General features: G+C 37.7%; 22 protein-coding genes and 2 pseudogenes. 4 read left to right on the top strand and 20 right to left on the bottom strand.

The window, feature by feature from the left end; all coding sequences use genetic code 11:
- The 14 genes and pseudogenes from UF05_RS04770 to UF05_RS26435 form a co-directional block, all read right to left on the bottom strand.
- Positions 1 to 1465: pseudogene (locus UF05_RS04770) on the bottom strand (hypothetical protein); the annotation flags it as partial.
- Between the two features lies 1 nt (position 1466).
- Positions 1467 to 1751 (bottom strand): hypothetical protein, encoded by a 285-nt coding sequence (locus UF05_RS04765; RefSeq protein WP_031779571.1) that lies wholly within the window; start codon positions 1749 to 1751, stop codon positions 1467 to 1469.
- A gap of 1 nt (position 1752) precedes the next feature.
- The gene (locus tag UF05_RS04760; RefSeq protein WP_031816291.1) at positions 1753 to 2319 is read right to left on the bottom strand and encodes a hypothetical protein; all 567 of its coding nucleotides are present in this window, start codon (positions 2317 to 2319) and stop codon (positions 1753 to 1755) included.
- Positions 2320 to 2327: 8 nt separating this feature from the next.
- On the bottom strand, positions 2328 to 2732 hold the full coding sequence (locus UF05_RS04755; RefSeq protein ID WP_031816290.1) for a hypothetical protein: 405 nt from the start codon (positions 2730 to 2732) through the stop codon (positions 2328 to 2330).
- Positions 2695 to 3261: a hypothetical protein gene (locus UF05_RS04750; protein ID WP_045545064.1), complete on the bottom strand. Its 567-nt coding sequence runs from the start codon at positions 3259 to 3261 to the stop codon at positions 2695 to 2697. The genes UF05_RS04755 and UF05_RS04750 overlap by 38 nt, the downstream gene beginning before the upstream one ends.
- Positions 3262 to 3311: 50 nt before the next feature.
- Complete coding sequence (locus tag UF05_RS04745; RefSeq protein WP_031852435.1) at positions 3312 to 4043, bottom strand: hypothetical protein; 732 nt, start codon at positions 4041 to 4043, stop codon at positions 3312 to 3314.
- Positions 4044 to 4056: 13 nt separating this feature from the next.
- A complete protein-coding gene (locus UF05_RS04740; protein WP_045545063.1) occupies positions 4057 to 5103 on the bottom strand; it encodes a hypothetical protein in 1047 nt (348 codons plus the stop codon).
- Positions 5104 to 5192: 89 nt separating this feature from the next.
- A complete protein-coding gene (locus UF05_RS04735; protein ID WP_045545062.1) occupies positions 5193 to 6311 on the bottom strand; it encodes a hypothetical protein in 1119 nt (372 codons plus the stop codon).
- Between the two features lie 21 nt (positions 6312 to 6332).
- The gene (locus tag UF05_RS04730) at positions 6333 to 6821 is read right to left on the bottom strand and encodes a hypothetical protein (protein ID WP_021821942.1); all 489 of its coding nucleotides are present in this window, start codon (positions 6819 to 6821) and stop codon (positions 6333 to 6335) included.
- Positions 6822 to 6853: 32 nt separating this feature from the next.
- Positions 6854 to 7312: a hypothetical protein gene (locus UF05_RS04725; protein WP_045545061.1), complete on the bottom strand. Its 459-nt coding sequence runs from the start codon at positions 7310 to 7312 to the stop codon at positions 6854 to 6856.
- A 1-nt stretch (position 7313) separates the two neighbouring features.
- Positions 7314 to 7814: a type III secretion protein gene (locus UF05_RS04720; protein WP_370446093.1), complete on the bottom strand. Its 501-nt coding sequence runs from the start codon at positions 7812 to 7814 to the stop codon at positions 7314 to 7316.
- 35 nt (positions 7815 to 7849) lie between these two features.
- Positions 7850 to 8104 carry a type III secretion system inner rod subunit SctI gene (gene sctI, locus UF05_RS04715; protein WP_005484531.1) on the bottom strand — a complete coding sequence of 85 codons (255 nt, stop codon included), beginning with the start codon at positions 8102 to 8104 and terminating at the stop codon, positions 7850 to 7852.
- A gap of 182 nt (positions 8105 to 8286) precedes the next feature.
- Entirely contained in the window at positions 8287 to 9003 is a 717-nt protein-coding gene (locus UF05_RS04710) for a hypothetical protein (protein ID WP_045545060.1), read from the bottom strand.
- Between the two features lie 385 nt (positions 9004 to 9388).
- On the bottom strand, positions 9389 to 9589 hold the full coding sequence (locus tag UF05_RS26435; protein ID WP_231583799.1) for a hypothetical protein: 201 nt from the start codon (positions 9587 to 9589) through the stop codon (positions 9389 to 9391).
- Here UF05_RS26435 and UF05_RS26720 point away from each other — a divergent pair.
- Both UF05_RS26720 and UF05_RS04705 read left to right on the top strand, forming a co-directional pair.
- Positions 9565 to 9624 (top strand): annotated as a pseudogene (locus UF05_RS26720) (hypothetical protein); the annotation flags it as partial. The gene UF05_RS26435 and the pseudogene UF05_RS26720 overlap by 25 nt on opposite strands.
- Positions 9625 to 9687: 63 nt before the next feature.
- Entirely contained in the window at positions 9688 to 10656 is a 969-nt protein-coding gene (locus UF05_RS04705; RefSeq protein ID WP_231583795.1) for a hypothetical protein, read from the top strand.
- Positions 10657 to 10914: 258 nt separating this feature from the next.
- On the opposite strand, the gene UF05_RS04700 is transcribed toward UF05_RS04705, so the two are convergent.
- The 5 genes from UF05_RS04700 to UF05_RS04680 all read right to left on the bottom strand — a co-directional run bounded on the left by UF05_RS04700 (position 10915) and on the right by UF05_RS04680 (position 14753).
- The gene (locus UF05_RS04700; protein WP_031852429.1) at positions 10915 to 11787 is read right to left on the bottom strand and encodes a YopJ/AvrA family T3SS effector serine/threonine acetyltransferase; all 873 of its coding nucleotides are present in this window, start codon (positions 11785 to 11787) and stop codon (positions 10915 to 10917) included.
- A gap of 63 nt (positions 11788 to 11850) precedes the next feature.
- Positions 11851 to 12540, bottom strand: a complete 690-nt coding sequence (locus UF05_RS04695) for a hypothetical protein (protein WP_045545059.1) — start codon at positions 12538 to 12540, stop codon at positions 11851 to 11853.
- Positions 12541 to 12645: 105 nt separating this feature from the next.
- The gene (locus UF05_RS04690; RefSeq protein ID WP_045545058.1) at positions 12646 to 13764 is read right to left on the bottom strand and encodes a cytotoxic necrotizing factor Rho-activating domain-containing protein; all 1119 of its coding nucleotides are present in this window, start codon (positions 13762 to 13764) and stop codon (positions 12646 to 12648) included.
- Complete coding sequence (locus UF05_RS04685; protein ID WP_139103948.1) at positions 13739 to 13954, bottom strand: hypothetical protein; 216 nt, start codon at positions 13952 to 13954, stop codon at positions 13739 to 13741. The genes UF05_RS04690 and UF05_RS04685 overlap by 26 nt, the downstream gene beginning before the upstream one ends.
- Positions 13941 to 14753, bottom strand: a complete 813-nt coding sequence (locus UF05_RS04680; RefSeq protein ID WP_029803930.1) for a hypothetical protein — start codon at positions 14751 to 14753, stop codon at positions 13941 to 13943. The genes UF05_RS04685 and UF05_RS04680 overlap by 14 nt, the downstream gene beginning before the upstream one ends.
- 214 nt (positions 14754 to 14967) lie before the next feature.
- Between UF05_RS04680 and UF05_RS04675 the strand changes: the two genes are divergently transcribed.
- Together UF05_RS04675 and UF05_RS04670 are read left to right on the top strand one after the other, a co-directional pair.
- A complete protein-coding gene (locus tag UF05_RS04675) occupies positions 14968 to 15672 on the top strand; it encodes an EAL domain-containing protein (RefSeq protein WP_031852425.1) in 705 nt (234 codons plus the stop codon).
- A gap of 16 nt (positions 15673 to 15688) precedes the next feature.
- Entirely contained in the window at positions 15689 to 16723 is a 1035-nt protein-coding gene (locus tag UF05_RS04670) for a putative adhesin (RefSeq protein ID WP_045545057.1), read from the top strand.
- 426 nt (positions 16724 to 17149) lie between these two features.
- On the opposite strand, the gene UF05_RS04665 is transcribed toward UF05_RS04670, so the two are convergent.
- On the bottom strand, positions 17150 to 17629 hold the full coding sequence (locus UF05_RS04665) for a hypothetical protein (protein ID WP_045545056.1): 480 nt from the start codon (positions 17627 to 17629) through the stop codon (positions 17150 to 17152).
- Between the last annotated feature and the right edge of the window lie 187 nt (positions 17630 to 17816).

Genomic DNA, 17816 nt, shown 5'->3' with positions numbered 1-17816 from the left:
GCTCACCCGTTGCCGCGTCCACACTCGGTGTCGCTTCTGGCGTACCTACACCGGAATCAATACCTTCTGATGCATTACCTTGTGCCGAAGTTGGCTCACCGCTAGACGCATCCGCACTTGGTTTCTGCTCTGGTGTTGCCACATTTGCTTCCATACCCTTCGTACTGTCAGCTTGTGCTGGCGTCCCCGTTTGAGTCGCGCTCCCTTCTGTATTCACACTGCCCTTCGATGACGGAGCCGCGCTTGGCGATGGCGTCGAAGAGGATGATACGCGATCGCGCATCTCATAGCCCATCGTCTCACCATTGCTGTCGACGCGTGTTGGACGGTAACCTGGGTTACCATCAACGCTCGCATTGCCTGAAGTGGTGATAATACGTGCCGGTATCTTAACTTCTGGCCATTTTTTAACTGGTGAAGACGTTACGTTTTCTGTAACAACAGGCGGTAAAGCATCTGCAGTGTCATCAGAGATACCACCTAGATAAGCTTGCAGCCCTCCTTCTAGCGTAACCTTTACTAGTTTGGCCTGACCACTTTGCAAGTGACAACTCTCAAGTGCACCTAACAAGTTGTCTACGGTATCTTCTGTACCAATATTTGTAGCATGATCGGTCACCTCACTAAATAAGGTATCAGGACTGATCTCAGAAACATCTACAACCTGTAATTGCCCCATGTTCTGAATAGCTTCATCGAACAACGTTGTAGTTTGTGAAGAAGCGTCTGATTGAGCTGCAGGTTGCGAAAATGGTTTATCTTCAGCTTTACTTTCGTCTCTATTATTTGTTTGGTTATTAAAAAAATAATCGCCAACATTGATATTAAACGTTGGCGAGTAGTAGTTATTTGTTACATTGAAGGAATCGGGCCCATTGCGCTTTAATCCATCAACTTCATCAAAGTGTATGCGACGTTCCAAGTAACGAGGGAAAATTGGTCTCTCTGGAGTACGCTTTAACGCAGTCTCTGGGGTCTCCTTTTCTTTTAGCTTGTCTTTCGGCTCTTCCTCCTTATTTATTGCATTTTGTCCGAGGAAGAACTCCGAACCACCGTACATTGCTAATGCTGATGCGTTACCAAACAACACTACGAATGCTGTAGGTAATAAACTTAAACCCCCAGTAAAAGGAGCCAGCACAGCACCTAACGTTGTCGCACCAGCAATAGCCGCTAAATGAGTTTTGGCTTTTGTTTTGTTATTGTACTTATTAGATTTACAATTAACTTTCTTGTTTTTTGCTGGTTTATTTACATTATTATTATTTTCGGTTACTTTCTCATCACCCTGTTCAAAACAACTATCTTGAGCAGTAACCGCGCTAGGTAAGACATCGTTTGAATTAGCTAGCGCCTCAGAACGAGGTAGGACGCTTGGTGCAGGCGCACTGTTTATAGTTAATTTTGGATTCTGATCCAATTCGCTGATTGAACCAGTATTTTGTATATTAAGGCTGTTTATCATATTAAAACCTCATTATTTCCAATAACTGAAGAATATTTCTTCTTACTTCCTCTTGTATAAAGTTCTGTTCTGAAATAGCTAATGACACATAGCCACCATCCCTTACCAACAAGCCAAAGCAACTCTCTTCAATTGTTTTCAGTTTTTGTAATGTTTCATTGAGGTTGATGACATGCACCAGTTGAAAAAATGGGCAAATAGGGATAATAAAATCATCCAAACAACTTTCAAAAACATACTCTTCATTTTTTTCCAATTGAAGAAGGAATTTTTCAATATACTCCATTTTATTTAGGATAAACCAAAACAACATCATCATTAGTCAATGAACTAATTTCAGACGAATCAAGGTATGTTTCAAACAAAGAGAGTTCAGTTTTAACAATCAAATGACGACTTATATTGTTTTCTTTCATAGCCATATATGCTTGTTCTGCTTTTAGACTTTCAATATCAACAATTGCATCTATTTTTTGCTCACCAAAACTCAGCATGGAATGAATAAGTGATACATTATCGACTTCATCCCATGACACTAACTTATCAAAGTGCAGCCCTATACGTGACAGATTTTGTGTGATTAAATATGAAATGTACTTCTCATCCAAATACTTGACTTCGACGCCAAGTAATCGCTGAGCCTCTTGTTCACATAAATAAACTTTGGCCTCTATGCCAAAATTTACGAGATTCATTGCAATCAGTGATTCGCTCTTAGGCAGATTAAATATCAGTTCGCCGAAATCTAATTTTATTTCATCATTATCAAACACCTTTCCAACAATAGGTGCAACTTTTTTGAACACAGCTTTCGTTATATTCTTTTGTTCTATTACACAGAGTTTATCAACCATCTTTTACCTCATCGATTTCTGGACAATAAAGCTAATACGTCTCTACTCATTTGATAATCTTTTTCATCTATCCACCCGAGTACGGATTTCGGAGTACGAGATACAAAATCATAAAGTAATTCATATACCTGTTTAGAACCCAATGATTGGAAATCGGGAGTCATCGCCAATTGAAGAATAAACGTAACTTTATGGAACTGATTTTCCAACAGGCCATCGATAACAACTGCTTTAACCGTGTCCTCAGAGTAATCTCTTAGTAACACAAACCAGTCCATTAAGTTTTCCTTATCAACAAACTTCTCAGAGTCTGACAATCCATTCCAACTAATTCGATTAGATTTGTTTTTAAGTATTTCGTAGGGATCTAAAGGTTTATTCTTTATTTTCAGATGAGCAATTTTCTTCTGCATTTTGTCTTAACTTCCGCTTCTTCTCTCTCTCATCATAACGTCGACATAAAACAAGAATTGCCAATATGCCTTCTAAGTAATCTTCATAGGCTAAAAGCTGTTGAATCGTTGCACCATCAGGTGCCTCATCAAGAGAAGCGAACTGGTCTAGAGATACACCATTTAGATATGCCCTAATTTCTCTTCTCAATGTTTTAGGATAGAGGTGTTGGCTTTGATTAACTGCATGTAAAACCCACTTTTGAGCATCATTTAAAGATTCAATATCTAACGACTCTGAAAAGCTATACCAATCGCGCATAGCCCTAAGCTGATAACTGTTTAGCTGCTTCGCAAACTGTCTCTGCTGTTGAGGTGTCATTGGGGCTTTTTTTATTCTGAAGACTCGGTGGCGTTTCTTTTCCTGCCTTTCAGAATCTTTAACATCTCTAACACGCTTAGGTTTTTCTTCTTCTCGTATGCTACGAGAACTTGAAACTTCAGATATACGCTCTGCACGAAGTGGGGTGACAAACGAAACTGGGCGCATAAATTATAATAAGGCGGGTATATAACCCGCCTGCTCCTTTACTTTTACTCTTATCGGTTTGTGACCAAACTTGCGCGAGCCATCAAATCTAGAATCTCATTGAGTTTGACCGCTTCTGTGGTCAACTCTTGGATAAATTGATCCAAATGAGCATCTACTTTCTCTTTAAGCTGCTTACTCGCCGTTCCTTCCTCTTGGTGCTTAACTTCTTCGGCGTTAATAATGTCATTTGCATTACCCACCATAGAGTTAGCCATGTTACCGCTTTGAGAAACCGTGTTGTATTTAGCCGTACGAGCTTGCTGAAGTTGCGCGGTGAACTTGTTCAAATCCTTCATAGAAAGATCTGACACTTTCATGTCACCATTTCCTGACATGCTTGACAGATGCTTGTCTTTTAGAGTTTTGGTTTGACCAATACGAACTGATGACGCTGTTGTCAATGCCATGTTCATAACAGATGACGCTAATGAAATACCAAACTTCATTTGCGCATCGCTGCGGCGATCATCTGCAAGCACGATAGCAAGCTCTGTTGTTGCCTTCGCTTCATCAATTCGGCTTTGCATTACCTGTGAACGTAGCTCTTTTGCTGACGAGATAATCTGAGATAGTAATGCCAATAGCTCGCTCATTGATACGCCGCCTTGGCTCGCTTTTTCTAACGACGAATCAAATTGTTGCCATTGTTGTACATCCACGCTAACTGACGCGTTGTGGTTTGTTGCTTCTTGAGCTGATGCGTTTGCAGAAGCGGCTGTATTAATACTAATTGGTTTCATTTATCTGCTCCGATTACATATGAATTGATGACATTGCTTTTGTAAATTCGCGGTGGTCTTCGTTTGTTTTGAACAAAGATTCAAACGAATGCGCCACAGAACGCAGTGCTTGCTCGAGCATCATTAGAACTTGATCAATTCGGGTTTGTAGCTCATCTTGTTTTGCTTGCGCAATTTCTAAGTCTTTAGCAACATCTGCCGATTTCACACCGTATCCCATGCTGACCGTCGAAGTGACATTTGATGCAACAGAGCTGGCTTGTGAAATACGGCTTGTTGCCATTTGTCCGCCTTTAGCAAAATCTTGTATTTTATTAAGCAACGGATCGATCATTTTCTTCATTTTGTTGACAATATTTCCTGCCTTAGAAGAAATAGAGCTAAAAGATTTTAGCGTGTTCGCTGCATTCATGGTTTTACTAACAAATGCGCCAACCTTAGCAGCTCCGCCGGCAATTGCCTTACCAGCCGAAGTCGCGATGTTTGCTGGGTTGAAACTTAAAATCGCAGAGCCAATACCAATTGCCAAGTCAAGACCAAGCTTTACATAACCGCGAGTATTCTCATCAACACCAGCAGCTTTCATGATCTCATCAGCGATTTTTGGAATGACTAAACTCGCAATTAAACCACCAATCATTACCGCAGCCATCACAGGGTTAAATGGTGCCATGATAATTGCCGCGACGAAGCTAAGCGCCATAGCAATTTTGCCCCAAATACTTTGTTTTTGTTCAGCCTTCTTCTGCTCTTCAAGTTGAGAAGCACGCTCATTAAGCATTTGGATCTGAGAATCCTTTTGGATTTGGATCAGACCTTTTTTCGTTGCTACGTTTTCTTGACCTGTACCAGATACGGCTTCAGCCACGTCTTTCATACTGTCTTTGATAACGCGCCACAAGTCATTTAGCGATACAGAGCTGCCTGGAAGTGGTTGACCAGGAACAACTGCACCACTTTCTGCAAATTCTTGTGGTTTATTTTGCGCTTTTTCAATTTCTTCATTTGCCTGGCTCCATAGAGCAACAGGCTCAAGATTTGATACTAAAGATGATCTCATATTTTTCACCTATATGATTTATCGGAACTTGTTAATTACTCGCCAGAATAAAACTACTCTCGAGTTTTGTGCCTCCGACTAACACAAATTTAAATATTTCTAGCCACAGCCATGCGTTCATCGCGCATAATCTGAATCCAATATTTCAACGTTTGTTGAATCATTTTAACCGTATCACCAATTCGGTTAATGTTTGTCGTATCTTCATCACTCAAGACGCGAGGTGGAAATTTTTGATAAAGACCAACAAAGAATGACGAATCCAAGCCAACACCTTCCCAGTCGATTACCTGTTTTCCATTCATGTCGACAATCCTCCATTGAGAATCCTTTGAAAGCAGATCAATCATACTTTGCTTCGCTGTATCTTGGACAAACTTCTCCATTTGAGCGAATGAGCCTTTCAAAAAGATTTCCATATCTGCTTGCTTTATATCCGGATTTTCCTTTAGATAATTTGACATTAACGTGAGCCTTAACATTGGGCTAAGTCCGTTATCTTTATTAAACCCAGAGTTAAATGCGTATCCCTCGCTATTATCAAACGCTGTCGAATATTGATTTTTAAGGGCCGATTTCCCTCCAACAGTATCCAGATAATTTAAGATTTCACGAGACAAACTCGTAGCACTTGCGTTGTTTTTCATATAATCCCAAACCAAATCTGTGTTTTGGGAAAACTTCGCACCATCCCATCCCTCATGCACCCCATGACTTCCTGTCCCTGTACTTTCTAGGAAATGCTGCATTGCCCCAAAGACGTCTCTAGGAATATTGGAGTCGTTTGCCATGAAGTCAATTATCGCAATTTGAAAAATGTCTTCTAGCTTAAAGCCGGACACATTGCCAGAGCTGACTATCGTATTAAACATCACTCGGTTGGCTGCATTAAACATATCCTTACCGCCATTAGTCCAACCTTGTATAAGCTCTAACTCTTTAGCGTACTGGTCGATAGCCCCATTAAGAGAGTTCGCAATGTCTGCTTCAGCATTTCGTGACGACATTAAGTTCAAGGCACTTCGTTGATTATTAACCGTATCCGACAGTGTTTTTAAATCAGCGACATTTAGCGAGTCACTTTCAAGAAGTGATAACGCCTGCTCTAAGTTCGTTACGCTCTCTACTACGCCCTGATTTCCTGTTTGGCTCTCGGTGCCAGTATGTGGCGCTGCCCCCGAAGAGCTGATGCTAGAATTAACTTTCATAGCAACTCCCTAATTAGCATTTTATTGTAGATATGGATTCAACTGTCTCTTTAGATAGTCGTATCGTTTAGCATAATACTCATTAAGATTCTCTCTCTTAACAAGGATAAGCATTACTGCTGCGTTATTGTGCTCTTTTAGTTTGTAGTGGCACAAAGCAATATTTAAAATAGTTTCATCAAAGTCTGCTGTCGGATAGACTTTCGCAATGTTAAGCATTTCTAGTGCTTTGTTAAACTTACCCTGTTCTAAGTAGATAGAGGCTAAACTACCAGGACCACGATGATCGTACGGGCAAAGAGCCATATATGCAGAAAAAATAACTTCTGCTTCTTTCATCAGGAAGCGATTGTAAAACTCCTCTCCTAGCGCATAAATCGCCATTAAGGTTTCTACTGATATATTCTCTTTTTTTCGGATTTCTTTTAAACGTTCAGAGTACAAACGTCCCTCTAGTAGTTCAAAAAAATCTTCTTCTAAATCTGAGTTTATGTTTAAAGTTTCTGCCATGTAAGTTATCTCTGATAATTGAAATAGTTTGATTAAGATTGCGATATGCGATTTATCAAATAACGAAGACGCGCTCCACTATCTACTGTCAGCTTTTGTTCTGGTGCGCTATGTTTTAATCTAAGCCCCCAAACAATTGCTTTTCTGCGATCAATTGAAGATAACAATCCTAAACCAAGACTATTTTTATCTGTGACATCAATTTGAGTATGCAAGCCAATGCTGTCTGAAATTAGACATAATTCCCTAGGAATCAATGCTTGCATCTCGACCCAAGACAGATAATCAATATCCCTTTTACTTTTTTGATACTCAACAATTTGACCTAGCAAGTAAATAACTTTTCTAACCGTCTTTATTCTATCCCAAAAAAATGATTCTATTTCCTCTTCTGTCAGGGTCGTCAAAACCAAAAACTCTTCTTCTGCTAACTGTGCTTTTGACAAATAATAATGAAGCACGCGCTGATAAACTCTGTTGTATTTTTTCATGCTAACTTGCCTGAACAAAATAACTCACTGTCAATTTATCTTCAGATTCCAGCGTTCCTTTTAAAAACTGCTCAATATTTGCCTTATTTTCAGAATCCAACTCTGACAAGCTTAAAATAAGAACTGAGATACGTTTTTTTTGACTGCCCGTTACCACGACGCTAACGCGAAAGATATTCGGCATCACACTCAATTTATTCGATATTTCTCGGCTTTGTAGAAAGTTGCTCTTTACTTGCTCAAGCTTACTTAAGCTCGCAAACTTAGACTCCAGCAAGTCATTTAGGTCTTCTTTCTCAAAATAGAAATTGAACGTTGTGAGCAACTCTCTCGCTTTCATTTCATTGGATTCATCAACGGAAACTGAATACAACTCTTTTTGCACAGAAAGCGTGCTAGGAATTTGATGTTTATTAAGCATAACCACCACTTTATTCGCCAGATCAGCTGATTCAAAGGTCGCGATTTTGCTCTGCCCTTGAGTGCCACATCCTGCTAGCATCAGTGATATGACTAGATAAAACCAAATTCTTCTAATCATTGAGCTTTCATAACCTCGTTAATCGCAGTCGCTGATTTAGATGCAATTTTGCTCACTACCTCTTGGAACATTGAGTAGCGAAATACATCTTGTTGCAACTGTAATGCATCAACAGCGGACATATCACCATGCCCACGAATCTGTTCTAAAGTATTAAGGATATCTTCAAACCCTTCACCTACATTGTTGAAGGTTTCCTCTAGTACTGATGGTTTTACAGCCTGAACACCTTGTAATGAAAAATCGAACATATAACCTCACTAAGTGACTTTCGTTGATGAAAAATTACTTCAGGAATATTCAAGACACCAATGAAAAAACATGAATCAAAGTGAACACCACAAACAATCACAAAAAGGCATGGTACGTAAGAGTCTGGTATGTTTAATTGCATGATAAATAAAATAAAAAAGCGGGTCACGACCCGCTTTTCTCATACAACAACTATTTTTAATTTCTCATTCTCAGATTCATTTTTGGACGCAGCATAGGCAATCAGTTTGTTATCTTGGTTTTGTCCCGCAATAACAACTTGGTACGTTCCAAGGTTTTCCTGTGCGTAAGACATTAAGCGATTAAGGATAACGGAAGCGTTAAGATAATCTTGTTGAGAGTTTTTATGTTTAAATAAGTTCTGTAGACCAGTCTCATTTTTACGCTTGAAAACGAGCGCGATCGTCTTATCCGAATGATTAATGGCAATACCAGCCTTTAACCTAGAATGCTTAATTCCGATAACGCCATCCTGGCAATAGTGATGCTGCGAACTGATTTTCTCAACAATGCGAACTGCAACCTCATTAGGTGTCGGCCCAAATGCAGCAGGAGTCACACCAAAATGCCAATTTGTAAAACCATCGCCAGCGCTTTTCTTCTTCGATTTAGTAAAAACGGCCTCCAATAATGATTTAAAATCTGTTTCACGTGGGCCGGAAAAGTCTTTATTTTCGCATTTTGTAAGCTTAACCTTCGACTCAGTTCCTTTTTTTTGATTAAAAATAGAGAGTACCCGGTTTAACTTTGAAGCCTGAGTTGCATTCTTCTCTCTTACTTGAGTAACGGAGTTCCCGAAATCACGATCGTTTTCAATGTCATGATTTCTAACATTGGTGTTGCTATGAACGTGAGAAGTCACGTTGTACGATTTCATACACAAACCTCTTTTGCTTGTTTACTTCTTCAAAATCGTACCTTGCTCTCGAATTAGAATCATGTGAATTAAAATGAAATCCGTCCTGAGGGCAAAATCCTATCAAATACATGCTGGACGATTTCTTCAGCTAAAACCACTTAAAGTAACTAATAACAAAGACGTGTTTTTCCTATGATATCTGTGTGTTCAACCAGAAAAGGAAAGACGATGTTTAAGTCAACCTTTAAAGTACAAATATCTCAAAACACGGAACAACCAAACACGCCAAAAACTAAGAGCAGTTCGACCTTTTCGATCAGCAAAGTGTCATCTGCAATCCGTGAATCAAAACTCTTAGGAATTCCAAATCTCAAAAACAAGTGCGAGCCAGCTCTTCGCTCTGTCACGAAAATTCAATTACCGACGGCATTATCTGGAGCCAGCAATACAAAAGAAAAAGAATCAGCACCGCCAGCACCGCCAGCACCGCCAGCACCGCCAGCACCGCCAGCACCGCCAGCACCGCCAGCACCGCCAGCACCGCAGCCAGAAAAAGAAGTGAAGGCAAACAAAAGTCAAATGCAAAATAAAGCAGAGCAGTCAAACCGCTCTCAACTAATGGAGGAGATACGAGCTGGTGTAAAACTGAAACCAACCGTGCCACAAGCTGAGAATAAAAAGACGTCACCTGAAACTGAGCTGATGAAAGAAATTCGCACAAAGGCAAAAGCGTTTAGTGACAACCGACGTCCTAGCAATGATGGTAGCGACATCCCACCACCTCCGCCTCCACCGCTTCCAAAAGCCACAACGGCGAAACAGTCGGGAGAAGGTCGCGATCAGTTACTCGCAGAGATCAGTTCGTTTAGTCATACGCTTTTGAAAAAAACCGGACGATTGGAAAAAGCAGTATCGACAACAACGAAACATGCAGAACCATCGCAGGTTGATATTTTCTCTGATAGCTTGATGCAATCAGCGCAAAAAGTAGCTCCAGACTCATTGTTACAAATTAGCGAAAACATCAGCCAGTATTTGACCGCTGCCATGCAAGTAGATTGGCAAAAAGTCATGAAGAGTGAACTCAAAGGACTAACATCTACCAGCGCTTTGGAGAAAGTTTTAACAGATAAACCACAATACCTACAAGTAATGTGGGCTGAAATAAGTAAATATCCGGATGTATATAAACAGGCAGATGTCGTATCAGATGAATCACCAAAACATAAATCGGGACGAGATATCGTAGAAGTTGCAATGACGCGCTTAAGCGGCTCTCCACATCGTATATTCCGTTCTGACAGCAAACTAGGTCAAGTTGAACTTAAGAGTGCCCAGTCGATTCTGGAGAGCATGGCGCAAAAAGCATCACAATCACTACCAAATGAAGATAAACTTAAACTATTAGGTAACGGATATAAAGACGCTCTATTTAAAGCATTTTGTGAGCTTCCATGTATGGAGGGTTTTGAGCAACAAAATGGTAAAGTAGCAGTGCAAAAACTTAAATCCGCTTTCTGTTCTTCAATAGAAAGTACGGAAAGTGCTCAACAAAATCTCTGTAAGTTTATGAACCAACATTTGGCGAATGGATTTCAATCCTTTACCTTTTCAGGCTTAGAGGCCAGACTCAAAGAGCTAGAAGCGGCATTGGCTGCAAAACTATCTTAATAAAAAAAATCGCCTTTAAAAGGCGATTTTTTTACATTTATTTATACTAATTTAGACCAGATCTGACAGTTACTCACTTCCGCAGACGTCATTTTTTTGATCCGTGTAATACCTATCTCTTCTGTCCAATAACTATACTAAGAGAAACATAGCTTAACGCATTCGAGGAAACTCTTTTTAACTAGGTTGAGAGAAGTCACTCACTGCACTTTACTTATATTCATAACAAAATCAGATACACATTCTCTTATAAAATTATCAAATTGATTCTAAGAGTTTTTTTACTTCTGTTAATCGTTTATGTTCAATAGAAGCACTATAAGTAATCTGCTTATCTTCTGCCTCTATAGTAGTAATATAACGCTGTTGTCGTGACAAAAGTGTTTCTCCCTTTTTATTAACTACTACATCAGCAACTTCTGGTCTTGATTCTAGATATGCTTCCAGCCTTTTTGGTGATTGCACATGCTTCATCAAGGAGGGAGGTAACAAATTATTGGCCTGTGAGACAGAAACAATAATCTCTCCAGATTTAGGCAAGTTTTGATCTATATTTTTCTTATGGAGCTCTTGAAATTGATCACTTTCCTTATGCATCTTTTTAACCAAAAACAACGAGAACATTGCGCATTCACCATAGCTGCGTTGCATATCTGTTTCGAAAATAGCCAAGTACGCTCCAGGCAGTTCTCTTTTACATATAGATTGCAATCGAATGGCCAATAGTGCAGGTCCGGAACTGTTCATTCCCACAGGCTCAATACCAATCAATGAACACTTTCCATCGCTAACCAAGCAATCAACCGCCATACAATGAATACCGCCACAACCTAAGTTCACAATAAACCTTGCGGATGATTTTTCTAACAATAGGAGTTGCTTTACTTTCTCGACCATTTCGAGAGGATTATTACAAAATAGAGCATTTAACCCCGCCTTCTTCTTATTTGCTATATCAATAAAATCTGGCATCAAAGCAATATCATTTCCAGCGGCAGCATCTTTAGGTAGTTGCTGACCATTTTTAATGGCGTCATCCATTAAATCAATGTATGCACACAGCTGATCATGAAAACTATGATCAATACTTTGATTACACTCAACCGGTCCTGCTTTACTATCGACATTCATGTATATTCACCTTTTTCAGGAAACCTCTACTAATACAAAAGAAGCCTTATTAATATTAATAAATTATAAATACTCACTAAAAATTGGCTCTATCTCATTGAGTGTCTCGCCGCAAAAATCACCAAGATTAAGTTCAATATTCAGTTCTTTTGACAAAATTGCAGAAAGGCGCTTCTTCATTTTCGCATCTGATTCAACTTTCGAAAACTCAGTTTCACAAATAACAGCAACAAGCTCTTTGGATGCTGCAATTGTAGGCATTTTAAGCTTCTTAGCGATAATCTTTTCATCGATTTTTCCATCTAACATTTCATAAGCTTGGCTTAATAGCGCTTGCCTATCGTCTTTATTTAACTTTTTAAACGTAGGATCTCTATCTAATAATGATGTCAAATAATTTTGCAATGGTGCTGAACACATTAAGTAATCTAACTTAGTTCCCATAAGCACTTGCTGATTAATCGATTTTTGTTTGATACCGATTAGTTTACCATTACTGATCGTACCTGATTTCTCAGTCAGTATTCTGTTGATCTCTGAATTACAAACATAAGATATATGATTTTTTAGAACACCATACTTTTCATCATTGTCTTTTGATACGCCTTTTTTAATTAGCTTAACTGTTTTCAAAACCGCTTTTTCTATTGTTTTATGAGAAATATTCCTCACAGGGATAGCTGCTTGTTCTTCATGGCATTTCCCACTGTAAACATAGCTAGACTGAATAGGATTTATTTTATTTAAAGGCATAGTTTATCCTTATTAATAATTTCTATAAAGTTAGGGTCGAGTACATCTCGACCCTAAAAATAAAAGAGAGAATGTATAGCTTAGTTATAATTTAATGTTATGTGACTACACAAATTTGACCACTTTATTATCGATTGATTGTGTATTATATCTCTTATTATCGATCCACATATCATCACATAAAGTGGAAATATGAAGATTACCGTTTGAGTTACTAATCAGAGTAACGTGATTCCCAACCCTAAAAGGTTTATTCTTTTGAGGTTTATTATAATCAAATATATTTACATTTTTGGGATTTTTTATTTTTTCTCCGTGACCACAAAATTGAATTGTAGCTTGTTCAAATGCTTTTGAACAATAATTAACTAAAGACTGCAGTTCTGAAACAACTCCAGAACTTTGCGAACTAACTCCCGACATTTTTTCTGCACACTGCTTTACCATTGCAGCTCCATCTTTATTTGTCTTCCAAGTAGAAGTGTCGTTACCACTTTTGCCAACATGAAAAACATACAAATTATTTTTATCCATTGCTGTCACAGATGTACAACCAGATAGGGCACCACTGGAGACAAGAATATTTTTATTCTTCTCAATATCTGATAATGGCACCTTGAGTGCGGTTAGCCCTCGCTCACCATTTGGAATGTATACAACACTAACCTGGTCACTGAACGAATTAGTATTGTAAAATTGACCTAAAGGGGTTCCCGGAATTAACTGCGCAGATGTAATCTCCTTTCCAGTTATAACTTGAATACCAAATTGAGCCTGATTAATCCCTGATGCTGATTTGAATCCATTTTTATCGTACTTAACAATATCACATTTAAATGGCAACTGAGTAGTTGTACTCTCTCCGCCAATAATACCTTTACCTTTTAATACACTGACATCGCCTTTCTCTAGCGATTTCATCAATTTTGTATTTGTGTCACCAGATTTTTGAGTATTATTTTTGTTAAACTTAGGATCGCTTGCAAAAGCTTTAATCGCAAATTGGTTAGAACCATTAAGGACTGTACTATCTGCAACTAGAGTTTCTAATTGAATATTTTTTGCCTGCGTCACACCACCTTTTGGAAAAGGTACACGTTTTATCTTGGCTCTTTCTTCTGTCGATAAGTGTCTGACCGACTTTAACTGTAAGCCTTGTTCATTAAAACTTTCAAAAAAGGATGGATTGCATGTCTTTCTAAATATCTGCTTTAATTCTAACATGTTTATTTCCTTTCATTTTCAAACTAAAGTTGTATTCTTCCTCAAAAGAAAGATGTGCTTTTTCCAGTTCATTTAGATGGCTGTTGATGATACAGACATCCTCGTCTTCAGAAATTAAGCGCACGGCACGTTCAATACCCAAAACAACTTCCCTTCTTAATCTATCAAGCTTTAAATCATTTTCGCTCATCAACATAGCGCCCGCCATAGTAGTACGCCCCATACATTTTTTTGAATTCAATAACCTCTTGAGTACGTACTGTACCACTTCCAACTTTCCCGATTTGTTTCGAATCTATAGGAAGATAGTCATATTGGCCTTTTTCATTAAGCACTTTGACAAAGTTGTCTGGTTTCACATCAAAAGGCATATAACCGCATTTTTCCATCATAGCCAAAACAGACTTGGGAATTTTCTCGGATCTAAACAAACGTTCTGAATTAGGTATTAACTCAAACTTGAAGACATCAACAATCTCTGGTTTAACACCTCGATCATCAATCATCTTTATTTTTGAATTATTTGCGTACTTGGCGTATTTCCCGCCATAGAAACCCTTGTTTTTATATATATCATTAATTCTCAAGTCGGCATTACCCATCCAACTCCAAGAACTACCACTTTTAAATACTTTATACCCAACACCATTTTCAGTATCAATATATACATCCCTATTCGTTCCGGAAAAATGTTGGTATCGCCCCTCTTGTCTACCTTTTATCAAATCAGAAACTAATCTTGGAGTACTAGGATTAACTACATCGTTAAGTTGAATCTTGTTAATCAAACTATGAATTCTCAGTATTTTATTATGATTTTTCCCTTCACGTAAATACTTTGACATCATATTCAATGTAATCTTTTGCTCTCTATTTAAATCTGAGAACCGTGGATTGACTTTAAGTACTGAATCAAATTTATCTAGCTGCTCAGAGCTAACATTCATCTTTAATAGGTTTCTTACTTCAGTAAATTTTACTAGAGCCATTTATACTAAACACCTGATAAAACACAGAAATACATAATTATACTAAGTCACATAAAAGACAAAATCATATGAATTAACACTACATTACATGAAGAATAGTGAACAAGCATGAGTATCAATGAAACATCCTGTAATTTTAAAGGTAAGCATTATTCATTTCCTTTCTGTTGCCAATTTAAATACTTTGCAATAAATTTGAATCAGAGGTGGCTAAATGTTAAGTTCTATAGATAATGGTATTATTAACAATGAATTTATACCTTTTTTTCAAGGTATATATGACTGTGAAGAAGAAAAAATTTCTGGTTACGAGGCTTTAATTCGATGGAAATTAGGAGATAAATACCTATCTCCAGCATTCTTTATTGAACAACTTGAAAGCTCTGGCCATTTATCTACCATAGTAAAGATAATTATATCTAAAATTAACGAAAACATTGAAAAATTCAAAGAAGATGCTTGGTTTAGCGTTAACATCACGCCGAATCAGATTGAAAGTGATGAACTAATACACTTATTGAAAGAATTAAATTTCCCTTTATCAGGTAGACTTCATTTTGAATTAACTGAGCGCACGCCAATTACTAACTGGGAAGCTGCAAAGAGAAATATAAAATTTTTAAATGATCACGGTTATTATTTTAAAATTGATGATTTTTGTTGTGGTTACAATAGTTTTATAAACTTGATCAACCTAGGATTAACACACGTTAAGATTGACAAGAAATTCATAGATACTATCGATCATAACGAAGAATCCATTTTATTCGCAATTCTTTCTGCGTGCCAAACAGCAAAACTAGAAGTTATAGCAGAAGGCGTAGAGAGTTGGGAACAGTACATAAAACTTAAAGAGTTAGGCGTACGCTTTTTCCAAGGCTATTTATTTTCTAAACCTCATATTGCTCCACAAATGTAAACAACCTAGGTAAAAAATGTTAATACAAAGCAAAAAACTGAGAGATTTTTTCAATCTAAATGTTTCATCAAAAGAAGTTTCTTCTGCAATTGATAACAACAATCTAGAAAAGTTATCATTAAAAAGAATTAATAAAACAATAAAAAATTCAAATAATGAGGAAAAGGTCAATAAGTTAAAATCAATTTTATTACAGAAAAATAAAGTTGAGTCGATAAAAAGAAATACATCATCGGTATGTCAAAGTGAGGAGCCAAAAAATAAATATTATGATCTAATCGCATCAGAGTTATCTAATAGGTATAATATAAATGTTTTACCTGTACATCTTAACGAAAAGTTTATTGGGTACCTATTCCAAGGCATTGATAGTAATAGAAACAGATTACTAATTAGCAGTCATGGGACGGCTAGAAACCACACTCTGACCTTCAATAAAGACGATGATATACAGCTAAATTTTGCTGCACTTGCGAATACTGTTTTGTCATCTTCAACTACAAACTTCATCGACAAGCTTCGACAAAATGAAATTCAGTATAAAGACGCATCTCAAGTTTATGACAAACGCCAGCGTAGAGTGACTAACTATTTTTTAAGTGGTGGTATTAGAACGCAACCAGAAAACGCAGCTAGCTTAGTCGCAGATATTCACGGCGATAAGAATAACTTACAATTCGATATTTTCCTTTTAGATAATGAAACTACAGGCATACTTTTTTCTGATGTTATTAGTAGTATCCGAACGTTAGAACCTAGTTACAAAACGTTTGACTGTCATTTTTGCCGTCCTAAAAACAACCAGGCAAAAGTATTTTCTGTAGCAAATAACTTTAAAACAACCGAGCCAATCTATCAAAACATCAGGCAAACTGTAAGTATCGTAGAACGCAGACCCGATAAAACTTTCCCACAGCCAGCTCTTTGGGAAAGTTCGACAAATCCAGGTGCTATTGGTGTATTCATCCCTGGTAACAACCCAAAATACATCCTAGCCACCTCAGAAGTACAAGCTCAACGTATACTTCGTGAACATGGGATTATATGGTAAATGACTAACTTTGAGGTTTCTTAGCGGCTTGATAAAGCCGCTTAAAGTTCAACCATACCGAGTATATCTGAATAGTCAGTAGACCATAGTTAGTCTTCTCTCATATTGCTTCTCATTCTCTACAGAGGAAAACTACTTATTAGAATCATGCCTGCTTCACCTTGGTAAAATTCAGCGAGTGCCTTTTGGGTTGGAGACGTCATCATATAGCCATTAAAAGAGCAACCAAAACCAGTTATTTGGATATCTTCTGCTGCTCATAAGCACCTAGCTGTCAGTCATTTTGTCGAACTAAACAGCGTCTATCAAGTCTGCGACAATTCACGGTTTTAAGCGTAAATAAGCTAGATTCTAAAAGGCTGACTTGCCTGCCTTAGGTTAATAAATGTACTTCCACGTTCATTAGCCTCGCTGACTACTACAACCCTAGTTCTGGTGGTCAATGCCAGCCCGGAATAGCATAGTAGACTTATATAAAGGCTCCCTACTATCACAAAACACATCCTGATAATCGCCGCGAGAATCGAGTACAAATACAACTCGCAGATTTTCTATTGATCGGACTGTCAACCGATTGCGTAACCAACCTGAGAAGTTTGAATCTTTTAACGCAGCGACACCATAAAACCAGATCCATTTAGGGTACTCATTTTCCTCAATAGATTTATTTAGAGATAATGACGTTCTAAAACCATCTTTGTACTCATTTAAATCAATATCCTCTACAAGAATTCCTATAGATTCATTTATTTGCTTGATATTCAAGATTAGAGAATCTGGCAAGTTTGCACGAAAAACATGATGCCTGTACATATGCAGAGCCCAAGTACATCGAACATATCGTTCAAGACCTAATGGATAACAATGAAAACTAACATCAATATCTTCAAGATTTTTTGAATGCATAGGTGAACCACTTGATAAATATTAAATTATTCCCTCTACTTATCTCTATGTTAAGGTAAAATTTAGATTCTGCCCACTACACAAACAGACTTTGTTGAGCGAATTATACGAGTTAATACATTTAAATCTTGGTTGTTAAAAAAATTAAGCTTCCAATCGTGAGCTTAACCACCGAGTTAATAGTCAC

The organism is Vibrio sp. S457-15, assembly GCF_000960545.1.
Classification (GTDB): Bacteria; Pseudomonadota; Gammaproteobacteria; order Enterobacterales; family Vibrionaceae; genus Vibrio; species Vibrio parahaemolyticus.
This window is presented reverse-complemented; position numbering and strand designations above follow the sequence as displayed.